Source organism: Planomonospora sp. ID67723, from assembly GCF_015711605.1.
Lineage (GTDB): Bacteria > Actinomycetota > Actinomycetes > Streptosporangiales > Streptosporangiaceae > Planomonospora_A.
Genome location: NZ_JABTEZ010000007.1, coordinates 106,407 through 133,406 on the forward strand (window position 1 = coordinate 106,407; position 27,000 = coordinate 133,406).

The following is a 27,000-nucleotide window of genomic DNA, read 5'->3' on the forward strand; positions in this document are numbered from 1 at the left end:
CTCGGGAGCGCCCCTCAGATAAGGGCGGCTGGTGCCGATGGGATGAGAAATATCTCACCACCTCGAAAAGGTGCCATGATGCGTCGACTTGTAAGAGACCTGTCACTCGGCTGGAAGCTCCGCGCGGGGTTCGGCATCGTCCTGGCACTGCTGATCGTGGTGGTCGCCGACGGTTTCGCCGTCCGCGACGACCTCAACGAGCAGGCCCGCCGGGTGGCCGAGGAGATCGATCCGAAGGCCCGGACGGTGGCGCTGCTGCAGTTCCGCTTCTCCGACATGTACGGCCTGCAGACCGCCTACACGGCCTCCGAGGCGTCCAGGGACGCCAAGCGCGAGTTCTTCATCGGGGCCCGTGACAAGGCCGCCGCGCTGGTCGAGGAGGTCGAGGCGATGGCCTCCCCCGGAGAGCAGCGCGAGGCCGTCGCCACGATCCGCGATGGATTCGATGAGTTCATCCGAATTGACGAGCAGGTGTGGACGGCCATGCGGTCAGGTGACCGCGAGGAGGCCGTCCGCCTCAGCAACGACGTCGAGGGCCCGCCGTACTTCAAGGCCATGGACGCCGCCGCGGCGTTCGACGCCTCGGTCGTGGCCGAGCGCAACGCCCAGCTCGCCGCCCTGGCCGAGAGCCGCGACGCGGCCAACCGGCGCGCCGGCCTGCTCGCCGCCGTGGCCGTCCTGCTCGGGGCGGCCTGCGCCGTCCTGCTCACCCGTACGGTGCGCAAGCCGGTCGAGCGCGTCGTCGACATCCTGGAGAAGGTCGCCGGCGGCGACCTGACCCCGCGCCTGGGGATCGACCGCGGCGACGAGATCGGCCGCATGAGCACGGCGCTGGACGAGGCGCTGGAGCGGATCTCCGGCACCCTGCGGGGCATCGCCGAGAACACCGACCAGGTCGCCCACGCGGCCGGCGACCTGAACGGGCTCGCCGCGAGCCTCAACGGCGACTCCGCCCAGGCCTCCGTCGAGGTCGCCTCGGTCGCCTCGGCCGCCGGGGACGTCTCCCACCACCTGGAGAGCGTGGCCAGCGGTTCGGAGGAGATGGGGGCCTCGATCAGCGAGATCTCCCGCAACACCTCCGCCGCCGCGTCCGTCGCCGACGCGACGGTCGCCAAGGTGAACGACGCCACCGAGACCGTCGCCCGTCTCGGCGAGTCGTCCGCCCAGATCAGCAACGTCGTCAAGCTGATCACCTCGATCGCCGAGCAGACCAACCTGCTGGCGCTCAACGCCACCATCGAGGCCGCCCGCGCCGGCGAGGCCGGCAAGGGCTTCGCGGTCGTGGCGGGCGAGGTCAAGGACCTGGCCCAGGAGACCGCCAAGGCCACCGAGGACATCTCCAGGCGCGTGCAGGCCATCCAGGCCGACACCGCCGACGCGGTGTCGGCGATCGACCAGATCGCCTCGGTGATCAGCAAGATCAGTGAGGCGCAGCAGACCATCGCCGCGGCCGTCGAGGAGCAGACCGCGACCACCGAGGAGATGAACCGCGGCGTCTCCAGCGCCGCCGGGGGCAGCTCCAAGATCGCTGCCAGCATCTCCGGCGTCTCCGCCGTCGTGGAGCGCGCCCGCCTGGGCGCCGAGCGGTCGCAGCAGTCCGCCGACGCGCTGGCCACGATGAGCGGCGAGCTCCGCCGGCTGGTCGGCCGGTTCCGCTTCTGACCCGAAGTCGCCGGTGGATGTCCCGGTTCCTGGAATTCGCCCACGAACCGGGGCATCCACCGAGGCGCACCCGGCCTCATCCACCGCGACCATCCGCAGTGCTGCGGCCTCCGGGCCCAGGAGGCCGGCAAGAGCCGCCGTCCCCGTGACGGGCACGGTGCCGGGCCGGCTCGGGCTCGGCTGATCTCCATGTCCGCCGGCCCGGGATCGAAGGGTCCGTGGCCGCCGGACCGGGCGGTGGCGGCCGCCGACCGTCGTCAATACAGTATTGACGGTGCCCACGAGAACGATCCGCGCCGTACCGGAGTCCGACGCCCTGCGCCGCGTCGAGGAGATCATCGCTCGGCGCTCCCGCTGCGACGACCCCGACCTGGAGGCCCTTCCCGACGGGCCGCTCGAGGTGGCCTCCTACGTGGCGGCCCACCGGCGCGTGCCCGGCGAGGTGCTCCGGCGCGACGTCCTGGACGCCCTGGTCCTGCTGGAGTACGGCAGGCGCGCGATCCCCGCCCTGCCCGGCCGCCTGGACCGGCTGGAGTCCCGGCTCCTCGCCCTCGGTGTCGAGGCCGGGCTGAGTCTGGGGGAGCTGGCGGGCGCGCTGGGGCTCCGCTCCCGCCAGGCCGTACAGCACCGCATCCTCCGCCACGCCGCCGCCGAACGGGGCGGGCCGCGCAGCGAGGTCGCCGAGCGGGCCGCACGCCGTACCGAGTCGCGGGAGCGGGCCTGGCTGGACCGGAACGGAGCCGCCCTGCTGACCTGCACCGCCCGGCTGCTGGAGCACCGCGACCTGCTCGCCACCGCGAGCACCGGCTCCCCCTCCGCGGATCCCGCACCCGGCGTCCCGTCCGAGGGCCCCGCGCCCGCCGCTCCCCCCGGTGCCGCGTCCGGCCCCGCTCCGGACCCCGCGCGGCTTCCGGACCCCGACCTGGCCGAGGCCTTCGACGAGCTGGCCGAGTCCCTCTCCCGCGTCCCGGACGACCCCGGCCACCCCGGCCGCGTCACCCGGATCCGCCACCTGGCCGCCCGCCTGCGCCTCCTCCTGGCCGACCTCGCCCCCGCCGCGCTCCCCGGCGACCACCCGGTCCACGTCCTGCTGGCGCGCACCGCCCGCCTGGCCGCCGCCCACCAGTCCGTGAGCTCCTCCGGCGGGGCCGACTAGGTGTACACAATGAGCACATGCATTAATGTGTCCACATGGAGATGGAGCAGATCGGGATCGTCGAAGCCCGTAAGCGCCTGGGCACCCTGGTGTCCCGCGCCGTGCACGGCCACATCCCGGTGCGCATCAGCCGCTCGGCCGACGAGCACGCCGTGCTCATCGGCGAAGAGGAGTACGCCGAGCTCCAGCGGCTCCGGGCGCAAGCCGAGGTCGCGGAGATGAAGGAACGCATGGCGGCCGTGGAGCGCGGCGAGGCCCGGCTGACCGGCTTCGCCGGCAAGGAGGCGGCCTACGCCCACTTCGGCGTGCCGCTGCCGGGCACACGTGACTGATGCGGACCGTTCTGTGGAGCTCCCAGGCCGAGGAGTCGGTCCTGAAGCTGCCGCTCGGCCTGCGCGCGGCCGTCCTGGAGACGGTCTACTCCCTGCCGGAGGAGCCCGAGCCGCTCGGCACGCGGCCGTACGGGATGATCCCGGCCGCTTTCGAGATCGTGACGGACTCCTTCACATTGCGCTACACCTACGGCGACGACCACGTGTCCGTCTGGGTCGTCCGGGCCAACACCTGATCCGGGAGTCCTGAGCGCGCGGGGCCGTCCGGCGGGAGGCACCCCGCCGGACGGCGTCCCGCATGTTTCTCGCCGGACGCGCCTCTCCCCGGCCCCGCGGCCGGTCATGCCTGCCGGAATGATCCAAGAATGTCCAGGTAGTGCGGGTTGTACATGACGCCCAGGATGTTGCCGAACGGATCGGTCACCGAGGCCGTCACGAACCCCTTGCCGCGGTCCACGGGCCTGTCGTGCTCCACCGCCCCCATGGCCAGCAGCTTCTCGAAGACCGCCTGCACGTCGTCGACGTGCCAGTACACGATGGCTCCGGCCGGACCGGACGACGGGCGCCAGGGCGCGTAGCGGCTGTCGATGATGCCCAGCTCGTGCTGGTAGTCGCCGAGGCGGAATTCGACGTACCCCAGGCTGCCGTCCGGTCCGTGGCGGTTGAAGTACGGCTCCAGGCCCAGCAGTTCGGTGTACCACCGCTTGGCCGCCTCCAGATCGTCGGCGTAGAACGAGACGGTGGTGAGTCCTCGCAGCATCTGTGCTCCCTGGGTCGCGGCGGGATCCGCCGTGGTGACTGACACAGATCATTCTCCGCTTCAAAGTGCTCATCCACTGAGCACTTTTTTCGGCGAAGTCAATTTCGTGCCGACCTCCAGGAGGTTCCAGCCGACATCCGGCAGTCGATCTCCGCATGGCCGTACCGGAACGCGGGAACGCCGAAGGCGCCGCCCCCCACGGGAGGGGGACGGCGCCTTGCGGGTTGAACTCCCTGTCCGGCCGGGCTGCGGGCCGGTCAGCCGGCCAGGGAGAGCCAGAACTTCCCCTTGCCGTACCCGCCGATCTCGACCACCAGATCGAGGCGGGCACCGAGGGCGAGCAGGCGGGCGATGGCGTCCGCCGGCGCGGTCTCGCCGGGCATGTACGACTCGTACAGCTTCAGGTGAGGCAAGTCCAACTGGTTGAGCATGCCGGTGATGATGTTGCAGACCTCGCGCACGTTGTCCGCGAGCATCGGGGTCAGCTCCCCGTCCTCGATCGACGCCTCCGCACCGCCGGCCGGGATCAGGCCGATGGCCGCCCCGGCGTAGGAGGCGAGCTTGAGGTCCATGCCTGCCACTGCCGTGAGTTTCCTCGAGTTGTCGACGTAGAGGGCTACGACCGCCTTGTTCAGGTCGGCGGTGACCGCGGGGTCGGTTGCGCCCACGGTGACAGGACGGCCGAGCAGGTCCTCGAACAGGTCCTTGATGTTCTTCGGGACCGGAAGTGTCGACATGGCAGGCATCTACCCCAGGATCGGACCGAGAACGTCGGTGAAATTGTCCGCGGTGAACGGCTTGGTGATCAGGAAGAGTGCACCGGCCTGCTCGGCCATCTGCCGCATCTCGTCAGTGCCCTCCGAAGTGACGAACCCGAACGGCACGTTCACCCCACCGGCTCGCAGTGCCCGCAGAACCTCGATGCCGGTCATTTCTGGCATGTTCCAGTCCGAGAGAACCAGGTCGGGCTTCTCGGAGATCGCGAGGTCGTGAGCCTCGCGACCGTCGGCCGCCTCGACGAGCTCGTGCCCGCCGAAACCGGCCTGACGCAGGGTCCTCGTGACGATCTGACGCATGACCCGGCTGTCGTCAGCGATGAGAATCTTCATGATGTGAGGTTTCCTTACCCAGTGCTCTTGCTGGTCCACACACTGATCGCGATCGGCTCGTTCTGCCAGCTACCCCGCAGGTGGCAGACCTCCACCGCCGCCGGCCACTTATTGACACCTTCGTCGATTGTCGCCACGTGCGGGAGGGAGAGCAGGGAGCCGTCGGGCAAAAGGCTCTTGACGTTGCCGCCGATCACGTTCACCAGCTCGCCGACGGCGTCGGCGATGTCGTCGCGGGTGACCTCCTCGTCCTCCATGCCCATCAGCGCGGAGGCCGCCAGTTTGGAGGCCGGCTCGGAGAAGGACATGACGACATGTCCTTCCCAGGCGCCCGTCACCGAGACCGCGGCGATCACGCAGGGCATGCCCGGGGCCTCCTCCGAGGGGAGGAAGGGGTTGATCCCCTCGGGATCGAGGTAGGAGAGCCAGACCTGCTCGGTGATGGCCTGCAGGTCGTCAGTGGTGGGAGAGGTCATGACAGGGTTCCGCTCGGTACGAGGCCCAGGAGGGCCAGCTTCTCCGTAATGGCGTCGGGGGTGAACGGCTTGATGACGTATTCGTGCGCCCCGGCGGCCAGCGCGCGGACGATCTGCCCGTGCTCGCTCTCCGTGGTCACCATCATCAGCGTTATCTGCCGGAACCGCTCCTGGGAGCGGACCGCCGAGACGAACTCCAGCCCGTTCATCTCCGGCATGTTCCAGTCGATGAGCGCCACCTGCGGCGGCTCACTCATCGACTCCAGCAGGTCCAGGGCCTCTCGGCCATTGCCGGCTTCGTGTACTTCGAAGCCCAGCTGCGTGACGATGCGGCGCAGGATGAGGCGCATCGCTCGCGAGTCGTCGATCACCATGGCGTGCACCGCGGTGTCACCCCTTTCTCATTGCGCCGACCGGCGCAGTGGTCGCGGCGCGTGGCCTGTATGCCGACGCGCGCCCGGCGACGACGCGTTCGAACCCGTCGTCGATCCCGATGGTCGTCTCGGCCGCTCCAAGGAAGAGCCAGCCGTCCGGACGCATCAGGCTGCGGATACGCCGCAACACGGAACGTTTGGTCTCCAGATCGAAGTAGATGAGGACGTTGCGCAGGAACACCACGTCGAAGGGCTGCACCGGCGGCAGTGGCGCCGCCAGGTTCACCTTCTGGAACGTGATGTTGCGACGCAGCGCGTCGTTCACCTGCCATTCCGTACCCGCTCGCTGGAAGTACTTCACCAGCATCGGGACAGGCAGTCCCCGGTTCACTTCGAGCTGGCTGTAGCGGCCGTTCTTCGCCCGCTCGAGCATCTCCGCGGAGATGTCGGTCGCGAGGATCTCGTACTGCCGGCTGCTCTTCAGAGTCTCCTCCAGGAGCATGGCCAGGCCGTACGGCTCCTGACCGCTGGAGCAGGCGGCCGACCAGACGCGCAGCTTCTGCATGGGTGTGCGCTGCTCCATGAGGCCGGGCAGCACGATGTCGGTGAACGCGCTGAACGGCTCACGGTCGCGCAGCCACGACGTCTCGTTGGTGGTCAGAGCATCGACGATCTGGTCGGCGAGCGCGCGCTCGCGCTGTGCCCGCGCGACGAACTCCGACACCGAGGGGGTGCCGGTCCGCCGGGCGAGCGGCAGCAGCCGCGCCTCTACCAGATATTCCTTGCCCGTCTCGAGGACGATCGCCGCCTCGCGCCGGACGAGCCCGCTTACGAAGGCGAACTCCTGTTGGGTCAGAGCCATCGGGTCATCCTCGGGGCCTGACCGTGCGGCCACCGGCCGCACGGTTGATTAGATGGTGGGAAATCTCGTTCAGCGGGAGGACGGAGTGGGCCAGGCCCGCGCCTGCCACCGCTCCCGGCATCCCCCAGACAACCGAGGTGGCCTCGTCCTGGGCGACGATCTCCGCGCCCTTCGCGATCAGGGACTCGCTTCCGCGCTTGCCGTCCTGGCCCATTCCGGTCAGGATCACGCCCAGCGTCGCCCCGCCGTACACCGTGGCGACCGACCGGAACAGCACGTCCACGGCGGGACGGCAGAAGTTCTCGGGCGGGCCCTGCTGCAGCTGGGTGAAGACGCCGCCACCGCGCCGCACGACCTCCAGGTGGTAGTCGCCGGGGGCGATGTACACCGTTCCCGGCTGCACCGGCATGTTGGCCTGGGCCTCGACGACCCTCAGCGCGGCGGAGCGGTCGAGACGCTCGGCGAACATCTTGGTGAACACCTGCGGCATGTGCTGGACCACGACGATCGGAAGCGCGAACGAGGCGGGAAGCACGCTGACGACCTTGGTCAGGGCGTCCGGTCCGCCGGTGGAACATCCCACGGCGACCACCTGGGGGGCTCCCGTCCCGACCGCCTGACGCGTCGCGGGCCCGGCACCGGGCCCGGCACCGGGCGCGGTGCCCGGTGCCGGACGCGGGGCGAGGCGGACCGGGGGCCGAGGCGGCCCGCCGGTCCTGCACAGCGCGTGGATGCGCGGGATGATCTGCTCACGGACGCTCTTGATCGACTCGGCGACGCTGCCGACGTTGGCCGGCTTGGTGACGTAGTCGCTGGCGCCCGAGGAGAGGGCCTCCAGGGTCGCCGACGCGCCGACCGAGGTCAAGGTGCTGAACATGATGACCGGCAGGCGCGGATGGACCTTCCGGATCTCCTTGATCGTGGTCAGCCCGTCCATGACCGGCATCTCGATGTCGAGCGTGACGATGTCGGGCTTCAGCATCTCGATCTTGGAGAGGGCGACCTTGCCGTTGGGCGCGGTGCCGACCACCTGGATGCCAGGATCCGCACTCAGCGCGTCGACAATCAGACGCCGGACGACGACCGAGTCGTCGACCACCAGAACTGATACCACGCGAGTGCCTCCTGTGCGAGAAGCGGGACATGTGTCACCGCCCGTCCGTCGCGCTTCCTATCGACAGACAGGGCGCGGGGATAAGGATTCGCCGGACTTCCGCGAAGACGGATATGACCGATCCGATATCGCGTCGCGACCACAGTGCGACATCGAACCATTACAAGGGGCTACCACTCGGAGCGGCCGGGGCAGGGCCGGACATGGCGTCGCAGGCGGAGTCCTTGCCGGGAGCATGCCTTGCTGTCACCGGCGCGTGCCGGACCGGCACGCGCCGGGCCGTCAGGCGCGGGTACGGCGGGCCGGGCGGCGGGTTCCGGCACGCGCCGGGGCGGGGGCCGGGCCGGGACGGGACGGGGCAGCCGGCCGGCCGTTCCGGGACGCCTGCGGCCGGCGGAGGGGGGTCGCCCGGCGGATCCGCCGGGAGCCGCGCAGCGCGACGATCGTGGCGGCGACCGGGAGCCTGTGGCCGAGGGAGCGCGCCAGCAGCACCGCGGCGGCACACGTCACCGCGGTGGTCACCAGGCCCGCCAGGAGGAGGGCCGTACGGGGCCCCAGGGTGTCGCAGAGCATGCCGAGCAGCGGGCCCCCGACGGCCCCCGAGGCCGCCCCGACCATCGACTGCGCCGCCAGCACGCGACCCCGCATCGACGGCTCGGTGCCGAGCTGCGCACGGGTGCTGACCGTGGTGTCGAGGACCACCGCGCCGGCGGCGATCGGCAGCAGCACGAGGGCGAAGCCGACCAGTCCGGGGACGACCCCGCTGACGGCCTGCCCCACGCTGGTGAGCAGCGCGGCGGCGAACAGGATCCGGAACGTCAGGCTCGGCCGGGAGGCCGCGTACAGGCCGCCGAGGACGGCGCCGACGGCGAAGACGACGGACAGGATCCCGTAGCCGGTGGCGCCGGCCGCCAGGGGCCCGTCACTCATCGAGGCCATGGTGACCTGGTAGTTGCGGCCCAGCGCGCCGAGGACGAAGGCGAGGCCGAGCAGGACGAGCAGCCACCGGGTCCGCCCGATGTAACGCAGTCCGGCCGCGATGCCGGTCTCCCCGGCCGCCGCGCGCGGCAGGGGGTGCATCTCGCCGCCGCGCATGCACAGCACCGTGACCATGACCAGGACGAAGCTCAGCGAGTTCAGCAGGAAGAGCGTTCCGGCGCCGGTGAGGGGGATGAGAACGCCGGCCAGGCCCATGCCGACGATGCGCCCCGCGGAGCTGATCACCGAACCGAGGGCCAGCGCGTTGGACAGGTCCTCGGGACCGACGACCTCCGCCCCGAAGCGGCCCAGGGTGGGGCCGTCCAGGGCGGAGACCACCCCGCCGAGGAGGGCGACCGCGTAGATGGGCCAGAGGCTCTGCGTGCCGGAGAACGCGATCACCGCGAGGGCCGCCGCGAGCAGGCCGTGCAGGGCCTGGCCGGTCAGCAGCAGCGGGCGGGCGGGCAGACGGTCGGCGAGGGAGCCCCCGACGAAGGCCAGCAGCAGGGTCGGGACCGACTGCAGGAACAGGCCGAAGCCCAGGCTGGTGGCCGAGTGCGAGATGGACAGCAGGAGCCAGTTGACCCCCAGCACCTGCATCCACGTCCCGGCCACCGACAGGAAGTCGGCTCCCGCCCACAGGCGGTAGTTGTGGTTGCGCAGGGCACGCAGCATGTCGGGCCGTGACGACAAGGTCGTTCTTCCTCTCCGGATACTCACGGCCGAGAGGTTTCGCTGTGCCCACCCCGCCGAGTCGCGCCACAACGTGCCGGCGCCGCAGGAGGGCGGTCGTGCGGCACGCGGGCCCCAAAGGCTCCGGGCGCTCCGTCCTCCGCAGGTCCATCGGCACGGGGCGGCGGGCCCTGAGTGTTCGCGGGCGCGGACACGCCGACGGCTCCGGCGGGGAGCCGGAGCCGTCGGTGGACCGCCGGGGGACAGCGATCCGGGGGAGGCGGGGTCGTCGTCAGACGGAGAAGCGGCCGACGACGGCGCGCAGCTCCTCGGACATGCGGGCGAGCTCCTCGGAGGCCCGCTGGGTGTCGCCCACGCTCGAGCTGGTGAGCTGGGCCGCCTGGGCCACCGCCGAGATGTTCCCGGCGATCTGCCCGGAACCGGCCGCGGCCTCGGCCACGCTGCGGTTCATCTCGTTGGTGGTGGCGGTCTGCTCCTCCACCGCGCTGGCGATGGTGAGCTGGTAGTCGTTGATCCGCGCGATGATGTCGCTGATCTCCGCGATCGCCGCCACCGCGCCGCTGGTGTCGGCCTGGATGGCCTCGACCCGCTTGGCGATGTCCTCGGTGGCCTTGGCGGTCTCCTGGGCCAGGTCCTTGACCTCGCCCGCCACGACCGCGAAGCCCTTGCCGGCGTCGCCGGCGCGGGCGGCCTCGATGGTGGCGTTGAGCGCCAGCAGGTTGGTCTGCTCGGCGATGCTCGTGATCGTCTTGATCACACTGCCGATCTCCGCGGAGGACGCCCCCAGCTTGCCCACGATCTCGTTGGTCGACTGCGCCGCGGTCACCGCCTGCGCGGCCACCTTGGCGGCCTCACTGGCGCTGTGGGCGATCTCGCGGATCGCCGAGCCCATCTCCTCGGCGCCGGCGGAGACCGTCTCCACGTTGCGGGAGACCTCGTCGGCGGCGGCGGTCACGACCCCCGCCTGCAGGCTGGTCTCCTCGGCGCTGGCGGCGATCTGGGTGCTGGTGACGGTCAGCTCCTGCGAGGCCGAGGCCAGCGAGGTCGACGATCCGTCGATGGTGCGCACCGCGCTCCGCATCGACTCGATCGCCTGGTTGAGCGCAACGCCCATCTCGCCGACCTCGTCCCGGCTGCGGACCCCCACCCGGCCGGTCAGGTCGCCGGCGGCGACCCGCTTGAGCGTGTCGGCCACCGAGCGCACCGGGCCGACGATCACCCGGGAGACCACCAGGGCGCTGGCGACCCCCCAGACCATGCCGACGGCCAGGAGAAGGATGACGAGGAAGCGGGCGGAGTCCACGGTCTCGTTGAACTCGGCGCTGGCGGACAGCTTGGCGGTCGCCTCCTCCAGGGCGGCGTCCAGCTTCTCCTCGTAGGCCTTGCGCAGCGCCCGGTTGGCGCCGAGGGCCGCCTCGGTCGCGGCCGCCTTGTCGGTGGCGTAGAGGGTGAACTCGGCGGCCAGGGCGTCCTTCCACGCGCCGATGCTGTCGGCGATCTCCTCCACCTGCGCGCTCTGCGCCGGGGAGTCGGCGAAGGCGGCGGTCTCCCCGAGAGCGTCATCGATCTTCGCGAACCGCTCCGCGACCTCGTCACTGAACCCGGGGTCCCCGGTCATCAGGAACCCGCGCTCGTCATTGGCGGCGGCCTTGGCTGTCAGCGCGACCTTCTGCAGGCCGGTGATGAACGGAACGGACTTCTGCAACTGCTCGTTGTGCACGTCCTGCAGGGCGCTGATCTTCATCAGGCCGGTCACCCCGGTGACCACGGCGGTCAGGGCGAGGATCGCCACCGCCATGAAGATCTTCGTGCTGATCCGGCGGTCCGCCAGCAGCCGCCAGGGTCCCTTCACTTCCACTGTCACTCCTCAAGCCGCTCCGGGCGGCGTTTTAGTCATAGGTGCCCGACCCCTCATCGGCACAGGGGAGAAGGACCTGAGCCGGGGAACAGGCTTTCCCACCCGCGCGCCCGGGATTTTCGTACGGTGCCGCCCCGGTAGGGCCGAGCCCTCGCCGCGCGGCTCCGTCAGCCGGCCAGCCGCTCGCCTCCGGCGGGCTCGGGCCCGCCGAGGGGGGACCGGCGCCCGGACGGGCCCTCGATCTCACCTTCGGTCAGCAGCCGGCCCAGCTCGGCGGCGGGCACCGGCCGGCTGAAGAGGTATCCCTGACCCAGCGGGCAGTGCATGTCCCGCAGGAACTCCTCCTGTTCGCTGGTCTCCACCTTCTCCGCGATGGCGGGCAGGTCCAGGCTCTCGCAGAGGCTGAGGATCGCCTTGGTGAAGGCGTGCCGCTGGCGCGAGTCGGAGTCCGTCCCGCGTTCGAGGGTGGTGAAGGCGCCGTCGATCTTGACCACGTCCACCGGCAGGTGCTGCAGGTAGGCCAGCGAGGAGTACCCGGTCCCGAAGTCGTCGATGGCGATCCGCACGCCGTGCCGGCGCAGGTCCGACAGGTAGCCGATGACCCGGGCGGTCTCCTCCCGGCCCGTGGCGAGCAGCGCGGTCTCGGTGATCTCCAGGATGAGCGCGTCCCCCGGCAGACCGCTCTCCTCCAGCGCCGTCAGCACCGAGGAGACGAACTCCTTGCGGCGGAGCTGCCGGCCGGAGACGTTGACGTTGACGGCGATGCCGTAGCGCTCGTACCAGAGGGCCGCGTCGCGGCAGGCGCGGCGGAGCACCTGGGCGCCGATCGGCACGACCAGGCCGGTCTCCTCGGCGGTGGGGATGAACGCGTCCGGCGGGACGATCCCGTCGGGGGACTGCCAGCGCAGCAGCGCCTCGACGGCCTGGACCTGCCCGGTCGCCAGGTCCACCACGGGCTGGTAGTTCAGTACGAACTCCTCCCGCTCCAGCGCACGGCGCAGACCCTCGGTGAGGCGGGCCTGGCCGAGCTGCTCGACGCGCAGGCCCGGGTGGAAGACGCTGATCTGGTTCTTGCCCGCGGCCTTGGCCGCGTACAGGGCGAGGTCCGCGTCGCGCATGACGTCCTGCGCCGCGGCCGACTCGGCGATCATGTACAGGCCCACGCTGGCGGTGACGTGGAAGGAGTGCTCGCCCACGGCGAAGGGCCGGGCCATCACGTCGACGACCCGCGCGGCCACGTGGCCCGCCTCCTCGGCGCTCACGTCCTCCAGCAGGATGGCGAACTCGTCTCCGCCGAGCCGGGCCAGCGTGTCGGCCTCGCGCAGGATCTCGCCCAGCCGGTGACCGGCCTGGACGAGGAGCTGGTCACCGGCCGGGTGGCCGTAGGTGTCGTTGACGTGCTTGAACCCGTCGAGGTCGAGCATGAGCAGGGCGTGCCTGGCCTCGGGCGCGCGCCGGACGGTGGCCTGCTCCAGCCGGTCGTGGAAGAGCGCCCGGTTGGCCAGGCCGGTCAGGTGGTCGTGCATCGCCCGGTGGCTGAGCAGCTGCTGCAGGGCCTGCTGCTCCTCCAGCGCCCGGGAGAGTTCGGCGGCCTGCTCGTCGAGCAGCGAGGCGCGGCGCTCGGCCACATTGGTGTTGGTGATCAGCCGGAAGACCAGGAACACCATCAGGACGATGAAGATGGCCATCGGCACCACGAGTTCGGACGGCCGCACCACCGTGCCGGGCTCCATGTTGAACGCGAGGGAGAGCGGTCCCGCGCAGGCCGCCACCAGGAAGGTGAGGCTCCGCGCGGTGGTGAGGCGGGCGGCGCGGGTCTCCGCGCCGCGGGCCGCGGGGTGCAGCACGGACGCGCCCATGAGGACGAACCACACCAGCCAGCCGGCGTTGCCGAGGAGGCCGTAGTTCCAGCTCTCCCCGCGCTGGAGCATCATGGCGTAGGTCACGTCGCCGAAGAGCATCCCGGCCAGGCCCAGGTTGAGCATCGCGTAGGACGGGTTGCGCAGGCCGTGCGTGAACCAGAGCCGGACCGCCATGAAGTGGACGATCATGTCCGCGAAGGGGAACGTCGACGCCAGCAGCAGGTCCCGGCCCGACAGCGTCCGGAATCCCCCGTAAGGGTTGAAGGACATCGTCCAGTACACGAAGAGCAGCCCCAGCACGATGACCATCGCATCCAGCATCACGCCGACGTTCCTGGAGCGGATCGAGTTGCCCGGCATCTTCCCCAGGCCCGCGATCAGCAGCGGGTACGCCGCCAGGTAGGCCAGGTCGATCCACGGAGGGACCTCACCGCCGTCCGCTCTCAGGTACCAGCCCGTCCACAACAGGTCGGCGCCGACCCATGCCGCCAGGCCCGCGGCCAGCAGCCGCCACGCCGCCGCCGCGGCCGGGCGCTGCCGGCGGATCCCGGCGACCATCGTGATCACGGCGCCGATCGACACGAGCAGCCTGGTCATCACCCCGGCCTGGTCCGGCAGGAGCAGGCCGGCGACGCTCAACGCCGCACCGGCCAGGAGGAAGACCAGCCAGAGGCGGGATCGGATGCCCGTACCGCGCCGCCTCCGGTCCGTCGCCCTCTTCAGGAGGGAGGCGTCTGGCTGCATCGTCTTCTCCTGGCGTGTGGTCATCTGCCGTGGTGGTACAGGTCGTGGGGGCGTGAGCCGGTCGGGTTCGCCCGGGGGACGGGCGGTCCCGCGGGCACGACCAGGAGAGGGGGAGGGCCCGATACCGGTGACGGGCAGGGGTTCAGCGCGCGCCGGGGGCCGGATCGGCCATCGAACCGACGTTCGGTCATGCGGGATGAGCGTTCGGTTGCTCCACGGGTGCAGATCCGTTGCCGGGGAGGCCACGCGAATTCAAAGCCTCGGTCACAACCACATGAACAGGGTTGATAACGTTCTGTTTGGGGTGAATCGCTATATGTGATGAAGCTTCAAGGTTCTGGGGAGGACCGTGAGGCGCCGGGGGAGCCTGTGGGGGGCAGCATGCTGAACAGCGGTGATCGTCTTGGTCGCACCGCCTCGTATCGGCCTGATGCTTCGGACACGACCCGGGCGATCCTCGGCCTGCTCAGCGAACGGCTGCGCGGCTCCGACGACTCCGGCGGGGTGAGCACGGACACGACGCTGCTGTCCGGGCTGCGCAGCGTTCCCGGCATCTCCTCCGCGGAGCTGCGGCCGGCCGACGCCTCCCCGCCACCCGACGGGGAGCTGTTCTGGCCTGCCGGACCCGGCAGGCTGCTCGCCGTGGTCCTGGAGGAGGGCTACAACGGCCACGGGATCCCCGAGGCGCTCTCCTGCCTGGCCGCGGCCCTGGAGGCGATCTGGCGCCGGGACGAGGAAACCCGCGCCGACTCCTCCTCCGACACCACGCTGGCCAAGGCGAAGACGGAGTTCATCGGCCAGGTCGTGCACGACCTGGCCACTCCCATAACGCCGATCCTGGCCTACGCCGGCCTGCTGTCCGATCCGGACACCGGGCCGCTCACCACCGACCAGCGCGAGTTCGTGAAGGTGATCGAGCGCAACGCCCTGCGCCTGTCCGAGCTGCTCAACGATCTGCCCCTGCTGGCCGACCCGGCCTCTCCCGAGCTGGAGCTGCGTTCGGAACGGGTGGACCCGATGGAGCTGCTGCGCGACATCACCGCCCAGTTCCGGCCCGGAGCCATGCACGCCGGGATCACCCTCCGGTACCAAGCCCGCCCCGGCCCGGCTCTGAACTGCAACGCGATCCGGATCCGCCGCATGTTCGACCTCCTGCTGACCACGGCGATCACCCGCTCCCACCCCGGCGGGACCGTCGAGGTCGACGCCCGGCCCACGGTCGACGGATGGTGGATCGACGTCATCTGCCTGCCCGCCACCTCCGAGGCGGGCCCCGGCGATGCGGCCGAACGGCGCGAGCAGCCCGCAGGAGAGACCGCCTGGCCCCGGATCGGCATGGCCAGGGCCATCGCCGGCATGCACGGCGGCACGATCGACATCACCGACCAGGGGACGAAGGGGTCGGTGATCAGAGTGGAACTGCCCTGGGAACCGCTCCGAGACCGGAGGGAAGCACCTTGAGCAAGCTGCTGGTCATCGAAGACGACTCCGACACTCTCACCGCCATCCAGGTGCTCCTCAGTCACGGCGGGCACGAGGTGATCCCCGCGACGGACGGCCGCAGCGGCCTGCGTCTGCTGCACCAGCACAAGCCGGACGTGCTGATCCTCGACATCGGCCTGCCCATCATGGACGGCTGGCAGGTGCTCGAGCGGGTCAGGGACATCAGCGACCTTCCGATCCTGATCCTCACCGGCCGGGGACAGGAGCGGGAGAAGGTGCGAGGGCTGCGCGCCGGAGCCGACGACTATCTCGTCAAGCCGTTCTCCCGTGCCGAGCTCACCGCCCGCGTGGAGGCGCTGCTGCGCCGCTCCGGCGCGGCGACGTGGGCCGAGGACGTCTACGACGACGGGGTCGTGCGGGTGGAGCCGTCGACCCGCACGGTCTTCGTCGAGGGCAACGACGTCCATCTGACGCCCACCGAGTTCCGCCTGCTCAACACGCTCGTCCGGCACGCCGGCAACGTCCTGAGCTCCTCCCAGCTGCTCTCCCTGGTCTGGGACGACCCGACGGGCCTCAGCCCGGAGCGGGTGAAGTTCGCGATCCTGCGCCTGCGCCGCCGCATCGGCGCCGACGCGGCCAGCTCGCCCATCGAGGCGGTCCGCGGCGTGGGGTACCGCTACCGCCCCCCGACCCAGCAGCAGGGCGGTCGTGACGCCCTGTCCGCCCGGCGCTGACGGCCCCGGGGTCCGCGGGGGCGCGCCCATCGGCCGTCCGGGGCCCGGGAGCAGGCGTTTCACCTCACTTCTGACCGTTTTCTGCCGATTCTTCGTACGAGGAGTGCCGTCGAGGCGGCTCCTTGCCGGACCGGCGACCCTTGCTCGCCAGGCAGGCCAGGCGAGTCAGGGGTTCCAGGTTGAGGAGTCGCGTCGGCAGAGTGCTGCCGGTGGTCCTCGCGGGTTGCGCGGTGGCCGTCACGCTCGTGGCATCGGTGGCATCGACCGTGGACGAGCTGCGTCTTCAGTCGTCCCCCGCCGAGGAACTGCTGGTCGACATGGACGCGGTGTACCCCGGCGACCGGACCGCCTCCCAGGTGGAACCGGACACGAGAACCTCTGCGAAGGCCAAGCGGTCGCGCGCCCTGACCTCCAGCGCGGCCCGCGCGCAGTGCCGTGACAGCGCTTACGCCCTCGCGGGCTGGCGCGTCAAGGGCGGCCTCAACTGGTACTACAACCCCTCCGGGGCCCCCTCCGCGGTCTCGCGCTCGGCGCTCGCCGCGGTCAGGTCGGCGGCCCAGTCCATGGCCACCGGCCAGAACGAGTGCCGCCTGCCCGGCCCGTTCAAGGTGGCCCAGAAGTACGGCGGCACCACGAAGCGGACAGCCGCCGTCTCCAGCGCGTCCACCGCCGCGTGCGGCAGGGAGGACGGCTACAGCGTGGTCTCCTGGAAGCGGCTCGGCTCGACCGCGCTCGCGGTCACCTGCACCTGGTGGACCCGCTCCGGCGGAGTGGTCTCCTCCGACATCGTCATCAACACCCGGTACCGGTGGTTCACCACACAGCCGAGCCGCTGCGCCTCCACCTACGACGTCCGGTCGGTGATGACCCACGAATGGGGCCACACGTTCGGGCTGAACCACGTCTCCCCCGCGCGGCACGGCACCCAGGTCATGGCCTCGACGATTCCCGCCTGCTCCTCGACCCGCACCCTCGGCGCCGGCGACCACAACGCCATGCGCAAGCTGTACGGCGTGCGCTGAGCGTCAGCGTGCCGCGCGGTCCGCACACGCGTCCGCGCTCAGCCCTCGCCGCCGCCCCGCGGGGCGTCCGGTCTGCCCTTCTCGTTCGCGCAGACCGGGATCCGCATCGCCGCCTCCGTCCCCTTCCCCTCCTCGGACCGCAGGTCGAAGGTGCCCGAGTGGTTGGCGACGATGCTGCGCACGATGGACAGCCCCAGTCCGGTGCCGGGAATCGACAGCTCGGTGGCGTTGGAGGCGCGGAAGAACCGGGTGGACAGCCGTGACATCTCCTCCTTGGGGATGCCGATGCCGGTGTCGGCGACGGTGACCACCGCCTGGTCGTCCTCCACCGTGACCTTCACGTTCACGTTCCCGCCCGCCCGCGTGAACTTGACGGCGTTGGACAGCAGGTTGGCCATGGCGCGGTCGAGCTGGTTGGGATCCCCGTCGACGGCGACCGAATCGTCGGGGCAGTCGATGTGCAGACCGACCTGCGCCTTGTCCGCGGTGGGGCGCATGGCGGTGACGGCCCCCTCGACGACCGCGCACAGGTCCGTCCGCTGCCGGAGGCTGCGGAAGGCGCCCGCCTCGATGCGCGAGAGCGTCAGAAGGTCCTCGATGAGCAGCCGCAGGCGCGTGGTGTTGCGTTCGATGGCGTCGAGCATGCGGTCCTGGGCGGGGTTGACCTCACCGGCCTCCTCATCACGCAGGATCTCCAGGTAGCCGGCGATGCTGGTCAGCGGGGAGCGCAGCTCGTGGGAGACCGTGGACATGAAGTCGGTCTTGGCCGAGTCCAGGGCCCGCAGTTCCTTGACCAGCTCCCGCTCGCGGCCGTAGAGACGGGCCTGATCCAGCCCGCGCCCCAGATCGGTGCCGACGACCTTGACCGCCTCCATCTCGTCGGTGCTCCAGGCACCCTTCGATGAGGCCCTGGTGAGCAGGATGCTGCCGAGCGCCTTGTCCCCGACCCCGAAGGGGACGAGGAGGAACTCCTTGTCCCCGAGCCGCCGGAGCGCTCCGGCAGGGGCCTCGGGGACGTAGTCGGGCGGGTCGCTGGTGGACCCGACCGGGGTCGCCCCCCGGAGGTAGAGATCCTCGGTGTCGCCGGCGGGGACGGCGGGGAACTGCATCCCGTCCTTGAGGACCCGCCCGTCCGACCACTCCATCTCCGCCGGGCCGATCATGCCCTCCCGGATGAGCTGGACGAACACCTGGTCGGCGGGGAGCTTGGCGCCGAGCGCCGCCACCGCCTCGTGGACGACCTGCTCGGCGTCGAGGGTCCGGCGGATGCGCGCGGCGGCCTCGTGCGCCACCTTGCCCAGGCGCGCGCGTTCCCGCTCGGCGTCGCGCAGCCGGTCGCTCTCGTCGGCCAGCATGTTGATGGCGGCGCCGAGCTGCCGTATCTCGGTCGGACCGCTCCCGGAGGGGACGCGCGCCGTGTGGTCCCCCGCGGCGAGCCGGCCCAGGGTGTCGCCCATGGCGGCGAGCGGCGGCACCAGCGCCTGGTAGGCGCGCAGGGCGGTGAGCAGGGCCATGGCACCGGCGAGCACGGCGAAGACGAGGGTCGTGACGGTTCCCCAGAAGCGGTTGCGGGCGCCCTGCTGCTCGAGCTCCACGGTCCTGCGCGTCAGCTGGGCTTCCAGGGTGTCGCTGGCGCGCAGGATCTCCTCGTAGCGCAACCGGCTGCCCTCGGCGTACTGCGGGACCTGCGGCTCTCCCGGCCGCACCTGCTCGGCCCGGGAGGCGTAGTCGAACCAGGCGAGGACCTTCCTGCGGAGATCCTCGATCAGCGGGCGCTCCTCGGGACGGCCCGACCGTTCGACCAGAGCCTCCAGATACGGCGGATAGGTGGCGCGCGCCTGCTGGTAGGTGGCCTTGCTCTGCTCGTAGAGCAGGTAGTTGCGCAGTCCCCGGGTGGCGTCGCCCATCGTCGATCGCAGCTTGAGGTTGTTCAGCCGCAGGGGAAGGTTGTGGTCGAAGAGCTGGTTCAGCGCCTCGCTCTGCCGCGTCGACTCGATCGTCGCAACGACCCCGGACAGCAGGACGAGCGCGACGAGCAGCCCGAAAGTGCCCCGTAGGGCCCTCCCGACACTGCGGTTCAGCCACTTCATCCCCTTTTTCCTCCCGTGGGCTTGCCCGGGGTGGAGAACCCCTCCCGCGTCATTACCCCCCAGACCTGTTTCGTACGGCGCAGCGCCGCAAAGATCCCCTGCAATCCCCACCACGCGTTGAACTGGCGGTATCCGAAGTTCTCCGCGACCGACGCCAGCACGGCGACGCCCAGGTCCCGCCAGCGGCTGTAGCGGCGGAAGGCGTACTCCTCCACGGCCAGCGCCACGAAGCCCACCAGGACCGCATACCCGAAGGAGGCCAGCAACAGCGCCAGGGCGAACGGGATGTCGATGGCGTCCACCAGCAACGCCACCGGGACCAGGACGAGACCGCCCAGGTTCACCACCGGCGCGAACAGCTCGAACAGCACGTAGTACGGCAGGGTCAGCAGCCCGATCCGCCCGTACCGGGGATTGCCGATCATGTCGCGGTGCCTCCACGCCAGCTCGGCCAGCCCGCGCGACCAGCGGCGGCGCTGCCGGGCCAGCACGGCCAGCGAGGACGGCGCCTCGGTCCACGAGACCGGCTCGGAGACGAAGACGATCCGGTAGTCGCGGCGCTGTTCCCGCAGGTGCCGGTGGAAGCGCGCGACCATCTCGGCGTCCTCTCCGATGGTGTCGGGGTCGAAGCCGCCCACCTCGATGAGGACGTCACGCCGGAAGAGCCCGAACGCCCCGGAGATGACGAGCAGGCCGCCCAGGCGCGACCATCCGGTACGGCCCAGCAGGAAGGCCCGCAGGTACTCGACCACCTGGATGCGGACCAGCCAGGAACGCGGCATGTTCACCTTCGTGACCCGCCCGCCGATGACTTCGCAGCCGTTGGCGATCCGCACCACCCCGCCGGTGGCGACCACGCGCAACGGGTCGTCGGCGAACGGCTTGGCCACCGACAGCAGCGCCGAGGAGTCGAGCAGGGAGTCGGCGTCCACGATGCAGACCAGGGGGTGCTGGGCGAGGTTGATGCCCACGTTGTTGGCGTCGGCGCGGCCGCTGTTGGTCTTGCGGACCACCAGCAGGGAGGGCGAGCCGTCGGCGGGTACGTGCGTGGACAGCACCGTGCCGCGCATCGGCAGATCGTCGGGGATGACGCGCGGCACCTCGATCAGGTCGTGCTCGGCGCGCAGCCGTTCGAACGTCCCGTCCGTCGAGCCGTCGTCGACGACGACGACTTCGAAGGTGGGGTAGCGCATCGACAGCATCGCGCGGACGGACTCGGCGATGCCCGCCTCCTCGTTGTAGGCGGCCATGATCACGCTGATGGCCGGTGTGAGGGGGTTGGCGTAGACGTCCTCCTGCCCGGAGAAGGCCATCCGGCGGTGGAAGTGCACGGCGTCCCAGGTGGCCAGGAAGATGAGGATCAGGTAGCTGGTGTTGATCGCCACCGAGTAGACCAGCAGGATCGCGCTGATCAGGGCCAGCACCCACCGCACGCCCGCCGCGACCCCCTCCACGACGCCGGACCCGCCCGGCGGCGCGCTCAGAGCGATCAGAGCGTCCGGGACCGCACTCACGATGCCGGGGTCGGCGGCCTCTGGAGATGACCGGCCTGAAGGTCGAGGATCGCCAGGGCCTCCCAGGCGTGCTCGGCGGCCGACGTGCCCGAGCGCTCGGCGACCGTCTCGGCCAGCACTATCATCGCGGGGTCGCCCAGGCGGGCCAGGGAGCGGGCGGCGTTGTGCGCGACGTGGTAGCGGGAGTCCCCCAGAAGCTCGCCGAGCGCCGGCACGGCCCGGGGAGAGCCGAGGACGCCCAGCGCCGCGGCCGCCTCGACCCGTACGGCATGCGGGTGGCCCGGCCCGGTGGCGTGGATGAGGGCCTGCAGGCACATGGGCGTTCCCAGCCGCCCCAGCGACCGGACCATGCGCGTCTGCACCTCCGTGGAGGTCTCCCCGACCAGCATCCCGATCAGCGCCGGAGCGGTCTCGACGGCACCGGTGAGCCCGAGCACCTCCGCGGCGGCGGCCCGGACCACGGCGTCCTCGTGGGACAGCGCCTCCACCAGGGCGGGGCGGGCACCGGGACCGAGCCGGATCAACGACTGGGTGACCAGATAGAAGGGCGCCCGGCCGCCACCGGCCAGCGACGCGAGGAGCGGGCCGGCGGCCTCGGGTGCGCCTACCTGCCCCAGAGCCCGCGCGGCGACGGCGCGGACCTCGGGACTGCGGTCGGACAGGAGCCCGGCCAGGGCGGGAGCGGCCTCGGCATGGCCCATGAGCCCCAGGACGTGGGCCGCGGTGGCCCGCCGTACCGCCCCGGAGCCGGTCAGGTCGCGCAGCGCGGTCCGGGCGAGGCCACGCTGCTCGAACAGCTTCACCAGAGCCGTGCGGGCGTGCCCGCTGACCTTCGTGAGCAGTGAGATCGCACTGGGCTCGACCGCCCGCCATCGGCGGCGGTCCAGGGCCGCCAGCCGCCGGAGCGGCTCGTCGATGTCGTCGTCGCCGCCGATGAGCTCCAGCAGCAGGGGGCGGAAGTCCGCGGCCAGACGGGCGTCGCGCCTGACCCGCCTGCGGTGCAGGGCCCGCCCTGCGACGATCACCAGCCCGAGCATGGTCGTCGCACCGGCCAGCGCGGCCAGGAGGAGAGAGAGCAGTTGGGTCGTGTTCAAGCCCGCGTCCTGGTCAGCACGGAGTGCACGCGGTCGGCCAGCACCTTGGGGCTGAACGGCTTGACGATGTAGTCGTCGGCCCCGGCGGTCAGCCCGGTCGCGACGTCGCTCTCCTGTGCGCGTGCGGTGAGCAGGATGATCGGCAGACCTGCCGTCTCGGGGATGCGCCGGAGTTCCCGGCATACATCGATGCCCGACATTCCGGGCATCATGACGTCCAGGAGGACGATGTCGGGAGTCTGCTCACGGGCCGCCCTCAGTGCCGACACCCCGTCTCCCACCGCGTTGACGGTGTGCCCGGTCTGCTCCAGCTTGAAGATGATCAGATCTCGGATGTCGGCGTCGTCTTCCGCGACGAGAACGATGGCCATCGTGTCACCCCACCCCCCACAGTGAGTCCACGGCTTTCTTGATGTCCGCGCGCCGGAACGGCTTGGGAAGTACGGCGTCGGCGTCGATGTCGACCAGGTCCTCGGCGTCGAGGACGGACATGATGAGGATCCTGCAGTCCCGGGTCCGGGCGTCGGCCCGCAGAGTCTGGGCCACTTCGCGGCCGTCGACCCCGGGCAGGCGGACGTCGAGGATGACCAGGTCCGGTGGGTCCCTCATGGCGAGGGCCAGCCCGAGCTCGCCGGTGCCGGCGGTCCGGACCTCGCACCCCAGCCCGCCGAGGTGGCGCGTCAGGAGATCCAGGACGTCCTGCTCGTCATCGATCACGAGTACACGAGGCTGCGTCACCGTCCACCATCCGATCTCCGCCCCTGATCGGGACCGCCCCGGGGAGTGGGAACCGGATTCCCCCGTCCGGCCACTCCGTTTCAGCATGTTACCAACCGAATTCGGTGCGTGTCGGACCGGCGCGCGTGGAAGATCGCTCCCCAAAAGCACCTGAGGGACAACTTCAGTCGCCCCTACTGCTGCCGAATGTCGGAGTGGCGACCCATATCCAGGAGTCCGGAAGGAACCGGACCGCGGGACGGGACCGCTGACGTCAAGGGATTGACAGCCGGATTTCTCAACGGATTGAGGAGATACAGCGATGCCGGACTTCGATGCGATCGTTCAAAGGATCGATCCTCGTTGGGCGCGCGAACTACGCATGTTCGCTCTGCAGCATGAGGAGGAGCGCCACAAGGTGCGCTCATCCTGGATACCCAACTCGGTCGACGACGAGACGTGGTTCGAGCTCTACTTGATGGCTACTGCCGTTGAGCAGGACATCGCGCTCATCTGAACGCGTGACGAACCATGCCCGACGACGAGAACCACACCCGGACCACGCACCCGCGTCCGGACCGCGATGACGGGGCCCCCGAACTCCTGGCGCGCCGCCGCTTCGCCGGCCTGCCCGAGCAGGTACGGCACGCCAGGAACTTCGTGGCGCTGGCCGTGGGCGAGTGCGCCGCCGCCGAGGACGCGATCCTGCTGACCTCCGAGCTGGCGGGCAACGCCGTACGGCACACCGAGAGCGGAAACGGCGGATCCTTCGAGATCAGCGTGTATCTCGGCGACTCGTTCCTGCGGATCGAGGTGACCGACGAGGGCACCCGGCTGCGGATCCCCCGCGTGCGCCTGATCGACCTCGACGCCGAGCAACTTCCGGGCGGCCGGGGCCTGGCGATCGTGGAACTGTGCGCGACGCGCTGGGGCCAGTCCGGCGACGTCTCGGGGCGGATCGTCTGGTTCGAGCTGCCGTGCGACGGCCGCGCGGTGGCGGAGGACGGCCTCGACCTGGTCAGAGGCGCGTGAACCGGCTCCTGCTCCTGCGCCGGGGTGGCGCCACCCCGGCGCAGGAGCAGGAGCCGTTCCGGTGACCGGACACCCTTCGCTGTGAATCTCCCATCTCTACCGATCCATCTCACGGGTTCCTACGGGGCCCTCCGCTCGATCTGAGGAACCACCATGCACAACCTGCGCAATCTGGGAGTCGGGAAACGACTGGGCCTGTCCTTCCTGCTGGTGTCGCTGCTCATCGTCGCCACCGTCGGCGTCGGCCAGTGGGGGCTGCAGCGCCAGCGCGACATCAACGCCCGGATGGACCAGCTGGAACAGGTCAAGGACGACGTCCAGACGTTCGCCTACCACGTCGCCGACGCCACGAGCTGGCAGGGCCTGGTGGTGGCCGACGCCGGAGCATACGGCGGCAAGGCTGCCATCGCGCCCGACTCCTACAACCGCGAAGGGTTGATGGCGACCAAGAAGGCCCTTTTCGACACCCTGGACACCACCCACGTCGACTACCTGACCGAGGCCGAGCGGGCCCAGTTCGACAAGCTCCGCCCCGCCTGGGAGGACTTCTTCGCGTGGGATGACAAGATCGTCGGTCTGCTGGCCAAGGACACGCGCCAAGCGCGCGTCGAGGTGATGGACAACATCAACGGAGGACCCGCCGCCGACGCCTGGGCACTGGGCGTGGAGATCAGCACGAAGCTGAAGACGTCCATCGACCAGCGCATCACCGCGCTGGAGAAGGAGATCGCCGACGTCGAGTCCACCAGCGAGTCGGTGCTGCTCGGCACGCTGGTCGTCGCCCTGCTGGTCGCTGTGGTCCTGAGCCTCCTGAGCACCCGTTCGGTGGTGCGTCCGCTGAACGCGGTGGTGGACGCGCTGGGCCGGCTGGCCCGCGGCGACCTCACCGTGCGGCTGAACCTGAACCGCCGCGACGAGCTCGGCCGGCTCGGCGACGCCATGGACGCCACCGCCGAGTCCCTGCGCGCCACGGTGGCCGCGGTCGTGGCCCACAGCGACACCCTGGCCACCTCCTCGGCCCACCTGTCGCAGGTCTCCGAGCAGATCGCCTCCTCGGCCGAGGAGGTCAGCGCCCAGTCCGGCGTGGTCGCCTCGGCCGCGGCCGACGTCTCCCACAACGTGGAGATCGTGGCCGCGGGCGGCGAGGAGATGGGCTCGGCGATCCGGGAGATCTCCCACAGCACCTCCGAGGCCGCCTCGGTGGCCGCCGAGGCGGTCGCGGTGGCCGAGTCCACCAACGCGATGATGGCCCAGCTCGACACCTCCTCGGCCGAGATCGGCTCGGTCATCAAGACCATCACCTCGATCGCCGAGCAGACCAACCTGCTGGCGCTCAACGCCACCATCGAGGCCGCCCGCGCCGGCGACGCCGGCAAGGGCTTCGCGGTCGTGGCGGGCGAGGTCAAGGACCTGGCCCAGGAGACCGCCAAGGCCACCGAGGACATCTCCCGCCGGGTGGAGGCCATTCAGGCCGACACCACCGCCGCGATGGAGGCGATCGGCCGGATCGGCGAGATCACCGGCCGGATCAACGACCACCAGGCGGCGATCGCGGCGGCGGTGGAGGAGCAGACCGCCACCACCGGGGAGATGAACCGCAACGTGGCCGACGCCTCTGCCTCCAGCAACGAGATCGCGGCCAACATCGCCGGCGTGGCGCAGGCGGCGGCGATCACGACCGAGGGCGTGGAGCAGTCGCGTCAGGCCGCTGTGGAGCTGGCCGGGATGAGCCGGTCGCTGCGCGAGCTGGTGGGCCGCTTCACCGTCTGACCGGAGGAGAGCCGTCCTGGTCAGTCACCCGGGTCGGCGATCTCGATGATGTGCAGCGGCTCGTCGAAGGCGCGGGCCGCCTGTTCCCAACGGAGCTTGTCCAAGGTGAGGACAGGGCAGATCGAGGCGTTGGCGAGCGCGGCGACGTGGGCGTCCCATGGATCGAGTCCAGTGCGGTTGATCGCGGTCGCCAGGGCGACCCCGTGGTCGGGTTCATGCGGCCCTGCGACTGTGATCTGGTCGAGTGTCGTGATGCCCAGCAGGAGATCGCCAGCGTCTTTCGAGCGGGAGTCGAGGGACGCTCCGGTGATCGAGAGAACGGACATCACCATCGGCTGGTTTTCGCTGTCGAATCTGGCGACCATCTCCATGGTGTCCAGGTCACCCCGGGCGAGCTCGATCAGGATGCCGGTGTCCAGAATGAGGGGAGGGAGGGTCACCGTGCTTCCTGCTCCTGGAAACCCGGCACCTCGGCGAGCTGCTGCTGGACGTGAGCCATCATGCGATCGACCCGGTCATGGTCGGCGGCCTCCTTGGCACGGGCCAGGCGGGCATCCAGGATCTTCCTGCGGCGGCGCTCTTCCCGGACACGAGCGGCGAGCGCCTCGTTCACGTAGGCCGACAGCGATTTGACGTCATCATCCCCGACACGGGACCGGACGTAGTCCACGAGGCCAGGATCGAGGGTGACGGCGATGCTGGATTTGGCGCGACTGGTCATGAGGCCATGCTAATACTCTCCTATGATCTTTTAAGGGTTACGGGGAACCGGTCCGCTCGCACCTATCACCGAGACACGCTTGAAGACCATCAGGCGATCCGGGTCCGCCTGAGATGCCCAGTGGTTCGGGGAGCCCGGGGCGGGAAGGGGAAAACGGGTCAGGGCCGGGCCGCTGAGGGGGTGCGGGAGAAGCATGCTGGAGATCATCGGGGCGGGGCTGGGCCGTACCGGGACCAGTTCCCTCAAGCTCGCGCTGGAGCACCTCGGGTTCTCGCCCTGCTACCACATGTTCGAGGTCCTCGGCAGTGCCGAGCGGACGCGCCAGTGGACGGCCGTCGCGCAGGGCGGGGCGCAGGACTGGACGCAGATCTTCCACGGCTACCGGGCGTGCGTGGACTTCCCCGCCGCGGCGTACTGGCGGGAACTGGCCGCGTACTACCCCGAGGCCAAGGTGATCCTCACCCTGCGCGACCCCGGCGCGTGGTTCGAGAGCGCTCGCAAGACGATCTTCCGGCTGCCGCGTCTCATGCGCCACCCCGTGCTCGGTCCCGTTCTGCGCCATGCCCTTCCCCGGGAGTCGAGACCCGCGGCGTTCATCCGCATGCTGGGCGCGCTCAACCGGGACAGGCGCGACATCGCCTTCGACCGCGCCAGCGCGATCGCCTACTTCGAACGGCACAACGCCGAGGTGAGGGCCGCGATCCCGGCCGAGCGGCTGCTGGTCTACCGGGTGGGGGAGGGATGGGAGCCGCTGTGCGCGTTCCTGGGCGTCCCCGTGCCCGACGAGGCGTTCCCGCGTGCCAACGACAGCGCCAGCTTCTGGGGCAACTTCGGCCGGACGTTGTGGGGCGGCGACACCGGTCTCGTCCGTTCCCGCCCCTGA

General features: G+C 70.6%; 28 protein-coding genes. 11 read left to right on the forward strand and 17 right to left on the reverse strand.

Annotation, left to right across the window (positions count from 1 at the left end):
• The first annotated feature begins 75 nt into the window (after positions 1-75).
• From HS041_RS37175 to HS041_RS37190, 4 genes are all read left to right on the forward strand, one after another.
• The gene (locus HS041_RS37175; protein ID WP_196445618.1) at positions 76-1,662 is read left to right on the forward strand and encodes a methyl-accepting chemotaxis protein; all 1,587 of its coding nucleotides are present in this window, start codon (positions 76-78) and stop codon (positions 1,660-1,662) included.
• A gap of 274 nt (positions 1,663-1,936) precedes the next feature.
• Positions 1,937-2,818, forward strand: a complete 882-nt coding sequence (locus HS041_RS37180) for a hypothetical protein (protein WP_196445619.1) — start codon at positions 1,937-1,939, stop codon at positions 2,816-2,818.
• A gap of 35 nt (positions 2,819-2,853) precedes the next feature.
• On the forward strand, positions 2,854-3,150 hold the full coding sequence (locus HS041_RS37185) for a type II toxin-antitoxin system Phd/YefM family antitoxin (protein WP_196445620.1): 297 nt from the start codon (positions 2,854-2,856) through the stop codon (positions 3,148-3,150).
• Entirely contained in the window at positions 3,150-3,386 is a 237-nt protein-coding gene (locus tag HS041_RS37190; protein WP_196445621.1) for a hypothetical protein, read from the forward strand. Before HS041_RS37185 ends, HS041_RS37190 begins: the two co-directional genes overlap by 1 nt.
• 104 nt (positions 3,387-3,490) lie before the next feature.
• Here the strand turns inward: HS041_RS37190 and HS041_RS37195 are convergent, their stop codons facing one another.
• From HS041_RS37195 to HS041_RS37240, 10 genes are all read right to left on the reverse strand, one after another.
• Positions 3,491-3,910 carry a VOC family protein gene (locus HS041_RS37195; RefSeq protein ID WP_196445622.1) on the reverse strand — a complete coding sequence of 140 codons (420 nt, stop codon included), beginning with the start codon at positions 3,908-3,910 and terminating at the stop codon, positions 3,491-3,493.
• A 257-nt stretch (positions 3,911-4,167) separates the two neighbouring features.
• Positions 4,168-4,647 (reverse strand): hypothetical protein, encoded by a 480-nt coding sequence (locus tag HS041_RS37200; RefSeq protein WP_196445623.1) that lies wholly within the window; start codon positions 4,645-4,647, stop codon positions 4,168-4,170.
• A gap of 9 nt (positions 4,648-4,656) precedes the next feature.
• Positions 4,657-5,019, reverse strand: a complete 363-nt coding sequence (locus tag HS041_RS37205) for a response regulator (RefSeq protein ID WP_196445624.1) — start codon at positions 5,017-5,019, stop codon at positions 4,657-4,659.
• A gap of 14 nt (positions 5,020-5,033) precedes the next feature.
• The gene (locus tag HS041_RS37210; RefSeq protein WP_196445625.1) at positions 5,034-5,495 is read right to left on the reverse strand and encodes a chemotaxis protein CheX; all 462 of its coding nucleotides are present in this window, start codon (positions 5,493-5,495) and stop codon (positions 5,034-5,036) included.
• On the reverse strand, positions 5,492-5,869 hold the full coding sequence (locus HS041_RS37215) for a response regulator (protein WP_196445626.1): 378 nt from the start codon (positions 5,867-5,869) through the stop codon (positions 5,492-5,494). Before HS041_RS37215 ends, HS041_RS37210 begins: the two co-directional genes overlap by 4 nt.
• Before the next feature lie 16 nt (positions 5,870-5,885).
• Positions 5,886-6,731, reverse strand: coding sequence for a CheR family methyltransferase (locus HS041_RS37220; protein WP_196445627.1), 846 nt, complete (start codon positions 6,729-6,731; stop codon positions 5,886-5,888).
• Positions 6,732-6,735: 4 nt separating this feature from the next.
• A complete protein-coding gene (locus HS041_RS37225) occupies positions 6,736-7,845 on the reverse strand; it encodes a protein-glutamate methylesterase/protein-glutamine glutaminase (RefSeq protein WP_196445628.1) in 1,110 nt (369 codons plus the stop codon).
• 282 nt (positions 7,846-8,127) lie between these two features.
• Positions 8,128-9,516, reverse strand: a complete 1,389-nt coding sequence (locus tag HS041_RS37230) for an MFS transporter (RefSeq protein ID WP_196445629.1) — start codon at positions 9,514-9,516, stop codon at positions 8,128-8,130.
• 271 nt (positions 9,517-9,787) lie between these two features.
• Positions 9,788-11,374: a methyl-accepting chemotaxis protein gene (locus tag HS041_RS37235; protein WP_196445630.1), complete on the reverse strand. Its 1,587-nt coding sequence runs from the start codon at positions 11,372-11,374 to the stop codon at positions 9,788-9,790.
• Between the two features lie 167 nt (positions 11,375-11,541).
• Positions 11,542-14,004, reverse strand: a complete 2,463-nt coding sequence (locus HS041_RS37240) for a putative bifunctional diguanylate cyclase/phosphodiesterase (protein ID WP_196445631.1) — start codon at positions 14,002-14,004, stop codon at positions 11,542-11,544.
• A 357-nt stretch (positions 14,005-14,361) separates the two neighbouring features.
• Between HS041_RS37240 and HS041_RS37245 the strand changes: the two genes are divergently transcribed.
• From HS041_RS37245 to HS041_RS37255, 3 genes are all read left to right on the forward strand, one after another.
• Positions 14,362-15,441, forward strand: a complete 1,080-nt coding sequence (locus HS041_RS37245) for a sensor histidine kinase (RefSeq protein WP_196445632.1) — start codon at positions 14,362-14,364, stop codon at positions 15,439-15,441.
• Positions 15,438-16,157, forward strand: coding sequence for a response regulator transcription factor (locus HS041_RS37250; RefSeq protein WP_196445633.1), 720 nt, complete (start codon positions 15,438-15,440; stop codon positions 16,155-16,157). The genes HS041_RS37245 and HS041_RS37250 overlap by 4 nt, the downstream gene beginning before the upstream one ends.
• Before the next feature lie 200 nt (positions 16,158-16,357).
• Positions 16,358-17,179: a matrixin family metalloprotease gene (locus tag HS041_RS37255; protein WP_307845638.1), complete on the forward strand. Its 822-nt coding sequence runs from the start codon at positions 16,358-16,360 to the stop codon at positions 17,177-17,179.
• 38 nt (positions 17,180-17,217) lie between these two features.
• Here the strand turns inward: HS041_RS37255 and HS041_RS37260 are convergent, their stop codons facing one another.
• Genes HS041_RS37260 through HS041_RS37280 form a run of 5 tightly spaced genes read right to left on the reverse strand, consistent with a single transcriptional unit; the run spans position 17,218 to position 22,615 of the window.
• On the reverse strand, positions 17,218-19,269 hold the full coding sequence (locus HS041_RS37260; RefSeq protein ID WP_196445635.1) for a sensor histidine kinase: 2,052 nt from the start codon (positions 19,267-19,269) through the stop codon (positions 17,218-17,220).
• On the reverse strand, positions 19,266-20,783 hold the full coding sequence (locus tag HS041_RS37265; protein ID WP_196445636.1) for a glycosyltransferase family 2 protein: 1,518 nt from the start codon (positions 20,781-20,783) through the stop codon (positions 19,266-19,268). Before HS041_RS37265 ends, HS041_RS37260 begins: the two co-directional genes overlap by 4 nt.
• A complete protein-coding gene (locus HS041_RS37270) occupies positions 20,780-21,877 on the reverse strand; it encodes a HEAT repeat domain-containing protein (RefSeq protein ID WP_196445637.1) in 1,098 nt (365 codons plus the stop codon). Before HS041_RS37270 ends, HS041_RS37265 begins: the two co-directional genes overlap by 4 nt.
• Entirely contained in the window at positions 21,874-22,248 is a 375-nt protein-coding gene (locus HS041_RS37275; protein ID WP_196445638.1) for a response regulator transcription factor, read from the reverse strand. Before HS041_RS37275 ends, HS041_RS37270 begins: the two co-directional genes overlap by 4 nt.
• A gap of 4 nt (positions 22,249-22,252) precedes the next feature.
• On the reverse strand, positions 22,253-22,615 hold the full coding sequence (locus HS041_RS37280) for a response regulator (protein ID WP_196445639.1): 363 nt from the start codon (positions 22,613-22,615) through the stop codon (positions 22,253-22,255).
• 301 nt (positions 22,616-22,916) lie between these two features.
• On the opposite strand from HS041_RS37280, the gene HS041_RS37285 reads away from it, so the two are divergent.
• From HS041_RS37285 to HS041_RS37295, 3 genes are all read left to right on the forward strand, one after another.
• Entirely contained in the window at positions 22,917-23,111 is a 195-nt protein-coding gene (locus tag HS041_RS37285; protein WP_196445640.1) for a hypothetical protein, read from the forward strand.
• A gap of 14 nt (positions 23,112-23,125) precedes the next feature.
• Positions 23,126-23,626 (forward strand): ATP-binding protein, encoded by a 501-nt coding sequence (locus HS041_RS37290; protein ID WP_196445641.1) that lies wholly within the window; start codon positions 23,126-23,128, stop codon positions 23,624-23,626.
• Positions 23,627-23,779: 153 nt separating this feature from the next.
• Positions 23,780-25,396, forward strand: a complete 1,617-nt coding sequence (locus HS041_RS37295; RefSeq protein ID WP_196445642.1) for a methyl-accepting chemotaxis protein — start codon at positions 23,780-23,782, stop codon at positions 25,394-25,396.
• Between the two features lie 20 nt (positions 25,397-25,416).
• On the opposite strand, the gene HS041_RS37300 is transcribed toward HS041_RS37295, so the two are convergent.
• Complete coding sequence (locus tag HS041_RS37300) at positions 25,417-25,836, reverse strand: hypothetical protein (RefSeq protein WP_196445643.1); 420 nt, start codon at positions 25,834-25,836, stop codon at positions 25,417-25,419.
• Positions 25,833-26,117: a hypothetical protein gene (locus tag HS041_RS37305; RefSeq protein WP_196445644.1), complete on the reverse strand. Its 285-nt coding sequence runs from the start codon at positions 26,115-26,117 to the stop codon at positions 25,833-25,835. The genes HS041_RS37300 and HS041_RS37305 overlap by 4 nt, the downstream gene beginning before the upstream one ends.
• A gap of 196 nt (positions 26,118-26,313) precedes the next feature.
• Between HS041_RS37305 and HS041_RS37310 the strand changes: the two genes are divergently transcribed.
• Positions 26,314-27,000, forward strand: coding sequence for a sulfotransferase family protein (locus HS041_RS37310; RefSeq protein WP_374058928.1), 687 nt, complete (start codon positions 26,314-26,316; stop codon positions 26,998-27,000).

Coding starts and splice junctions, on each gene's coding strand:
- HS041_RS37305 (WP_196445644.1), bottom strand. CDS start 26,117: ATGACCAGTCGCGCCAAATCCAGCATCGCCGTCACCCTCGATCCTGGC.
- HS041_RS37175 (WP_196445618.1), top strand. CDS start 76: ATGATGCGTCGACTTGTAAGAGACCTGTCACTCGGCTGGAAGCTCCGC.
- HS041_RS37240 (WP_196445631.1), bottom strand. CDS start 14,004: ATGACCACACGCCAGGAGAAGACGATGCAGCCAGACGCCTCCCTCCTG.
- HS041_RS37205 (WP_196445624.1), bottom strand. CDS start 5,019: ATGAAGATTCTCATCGCTGACGACAGCCGGGTCATGCGTCAGATCGTC.
- HS041_RS37195 (WP_196445622.1), bottom strand. CDS start 3,910: ATGCTGCGAGGACTCACCACCGTCTCGTTCTACGCCGACGATCTGGAG.
- HS041_RS37210 (WP_196445625.1), bottom strand. CDS start 5,495: ATGACCTCTCCCACCACTGACGACCTGCAGGCCATCACCGAGCAGGTC.
- HS041_RS37260 (WP_196445635.1), bottom strand. CDS start 19,269: ATGAAGTGGCTGAACCGCAGTGTCGGGAGGGCCCTACGGGGCACTTTC.
- HS041_RS37215 (WP_196445626.1), bottom strand. CDS start 5,869: ATGGTGATCGACGACTCGCGAGCGATGCGCCTCATCCTGCGCCGCATC.
- HS041_RS37295 (WP_196445642.1), top strand. CDS start 23,780: ATGCACAACCTGCGCAATCTGGGAGTCGGGAAACGACTGGGCCTGTCC.
- HS041_RS37190 (WP_196445621.1), top strand. CDS start 3,150: ATGCGGACCGTTCTGTGGAGCTCCCAGGCCGAGGAGTCGGTCCTGAAG.
- HS041_RS37185 (WP_196445620.1), top strand. CDS start 2,854: ATGGAGATGGAGCAGATCGGGATCGTCGAAGCCCGTAAGCGCCTGGGC.
- HS041_RS37275 (WP_196445638.1), bottom strand. CDS start 22,248: ATGGCCATCGTTCTCGTCGCGGAAGACGACGCCGACATCCGAGATCTG.
- HS041_RS37290 (WP_196445641.1), top strand. CDS start 23,126: ATGCCCGACGACGAGAACCACACCCGGACCACGCACCCGCGTCCGGAC.
- HS041_RS37285 (WP_196445640.1), top strand. CDS start 22,917: ATGCCGGACTTCGATGCGATCGTTCAAAGGATCGATCCTCGTTGGGCG.
- HS041_RS37245 (WP_196445632.1), top strand. CDS start 14,362: ATGCTGAACAGCGGTGATCGTCTTGGTCGCACCGCCTCGTATCGGCCT.
- HS041_RS37200 (WP_196445623.1), bottom strand. CDS start 4,647: ATGTCGACACTTCCGGTCCCGAAGAACATCAAGGACCTGTTCGAGGAC.
- HS041_RS37220 (WP_196445627.1), bottom strand. CDS start 6,731: ATGGCTCTGACCCAACAGGAGTTCGCCTTCGTAAGCGGGCTCGTCCGG.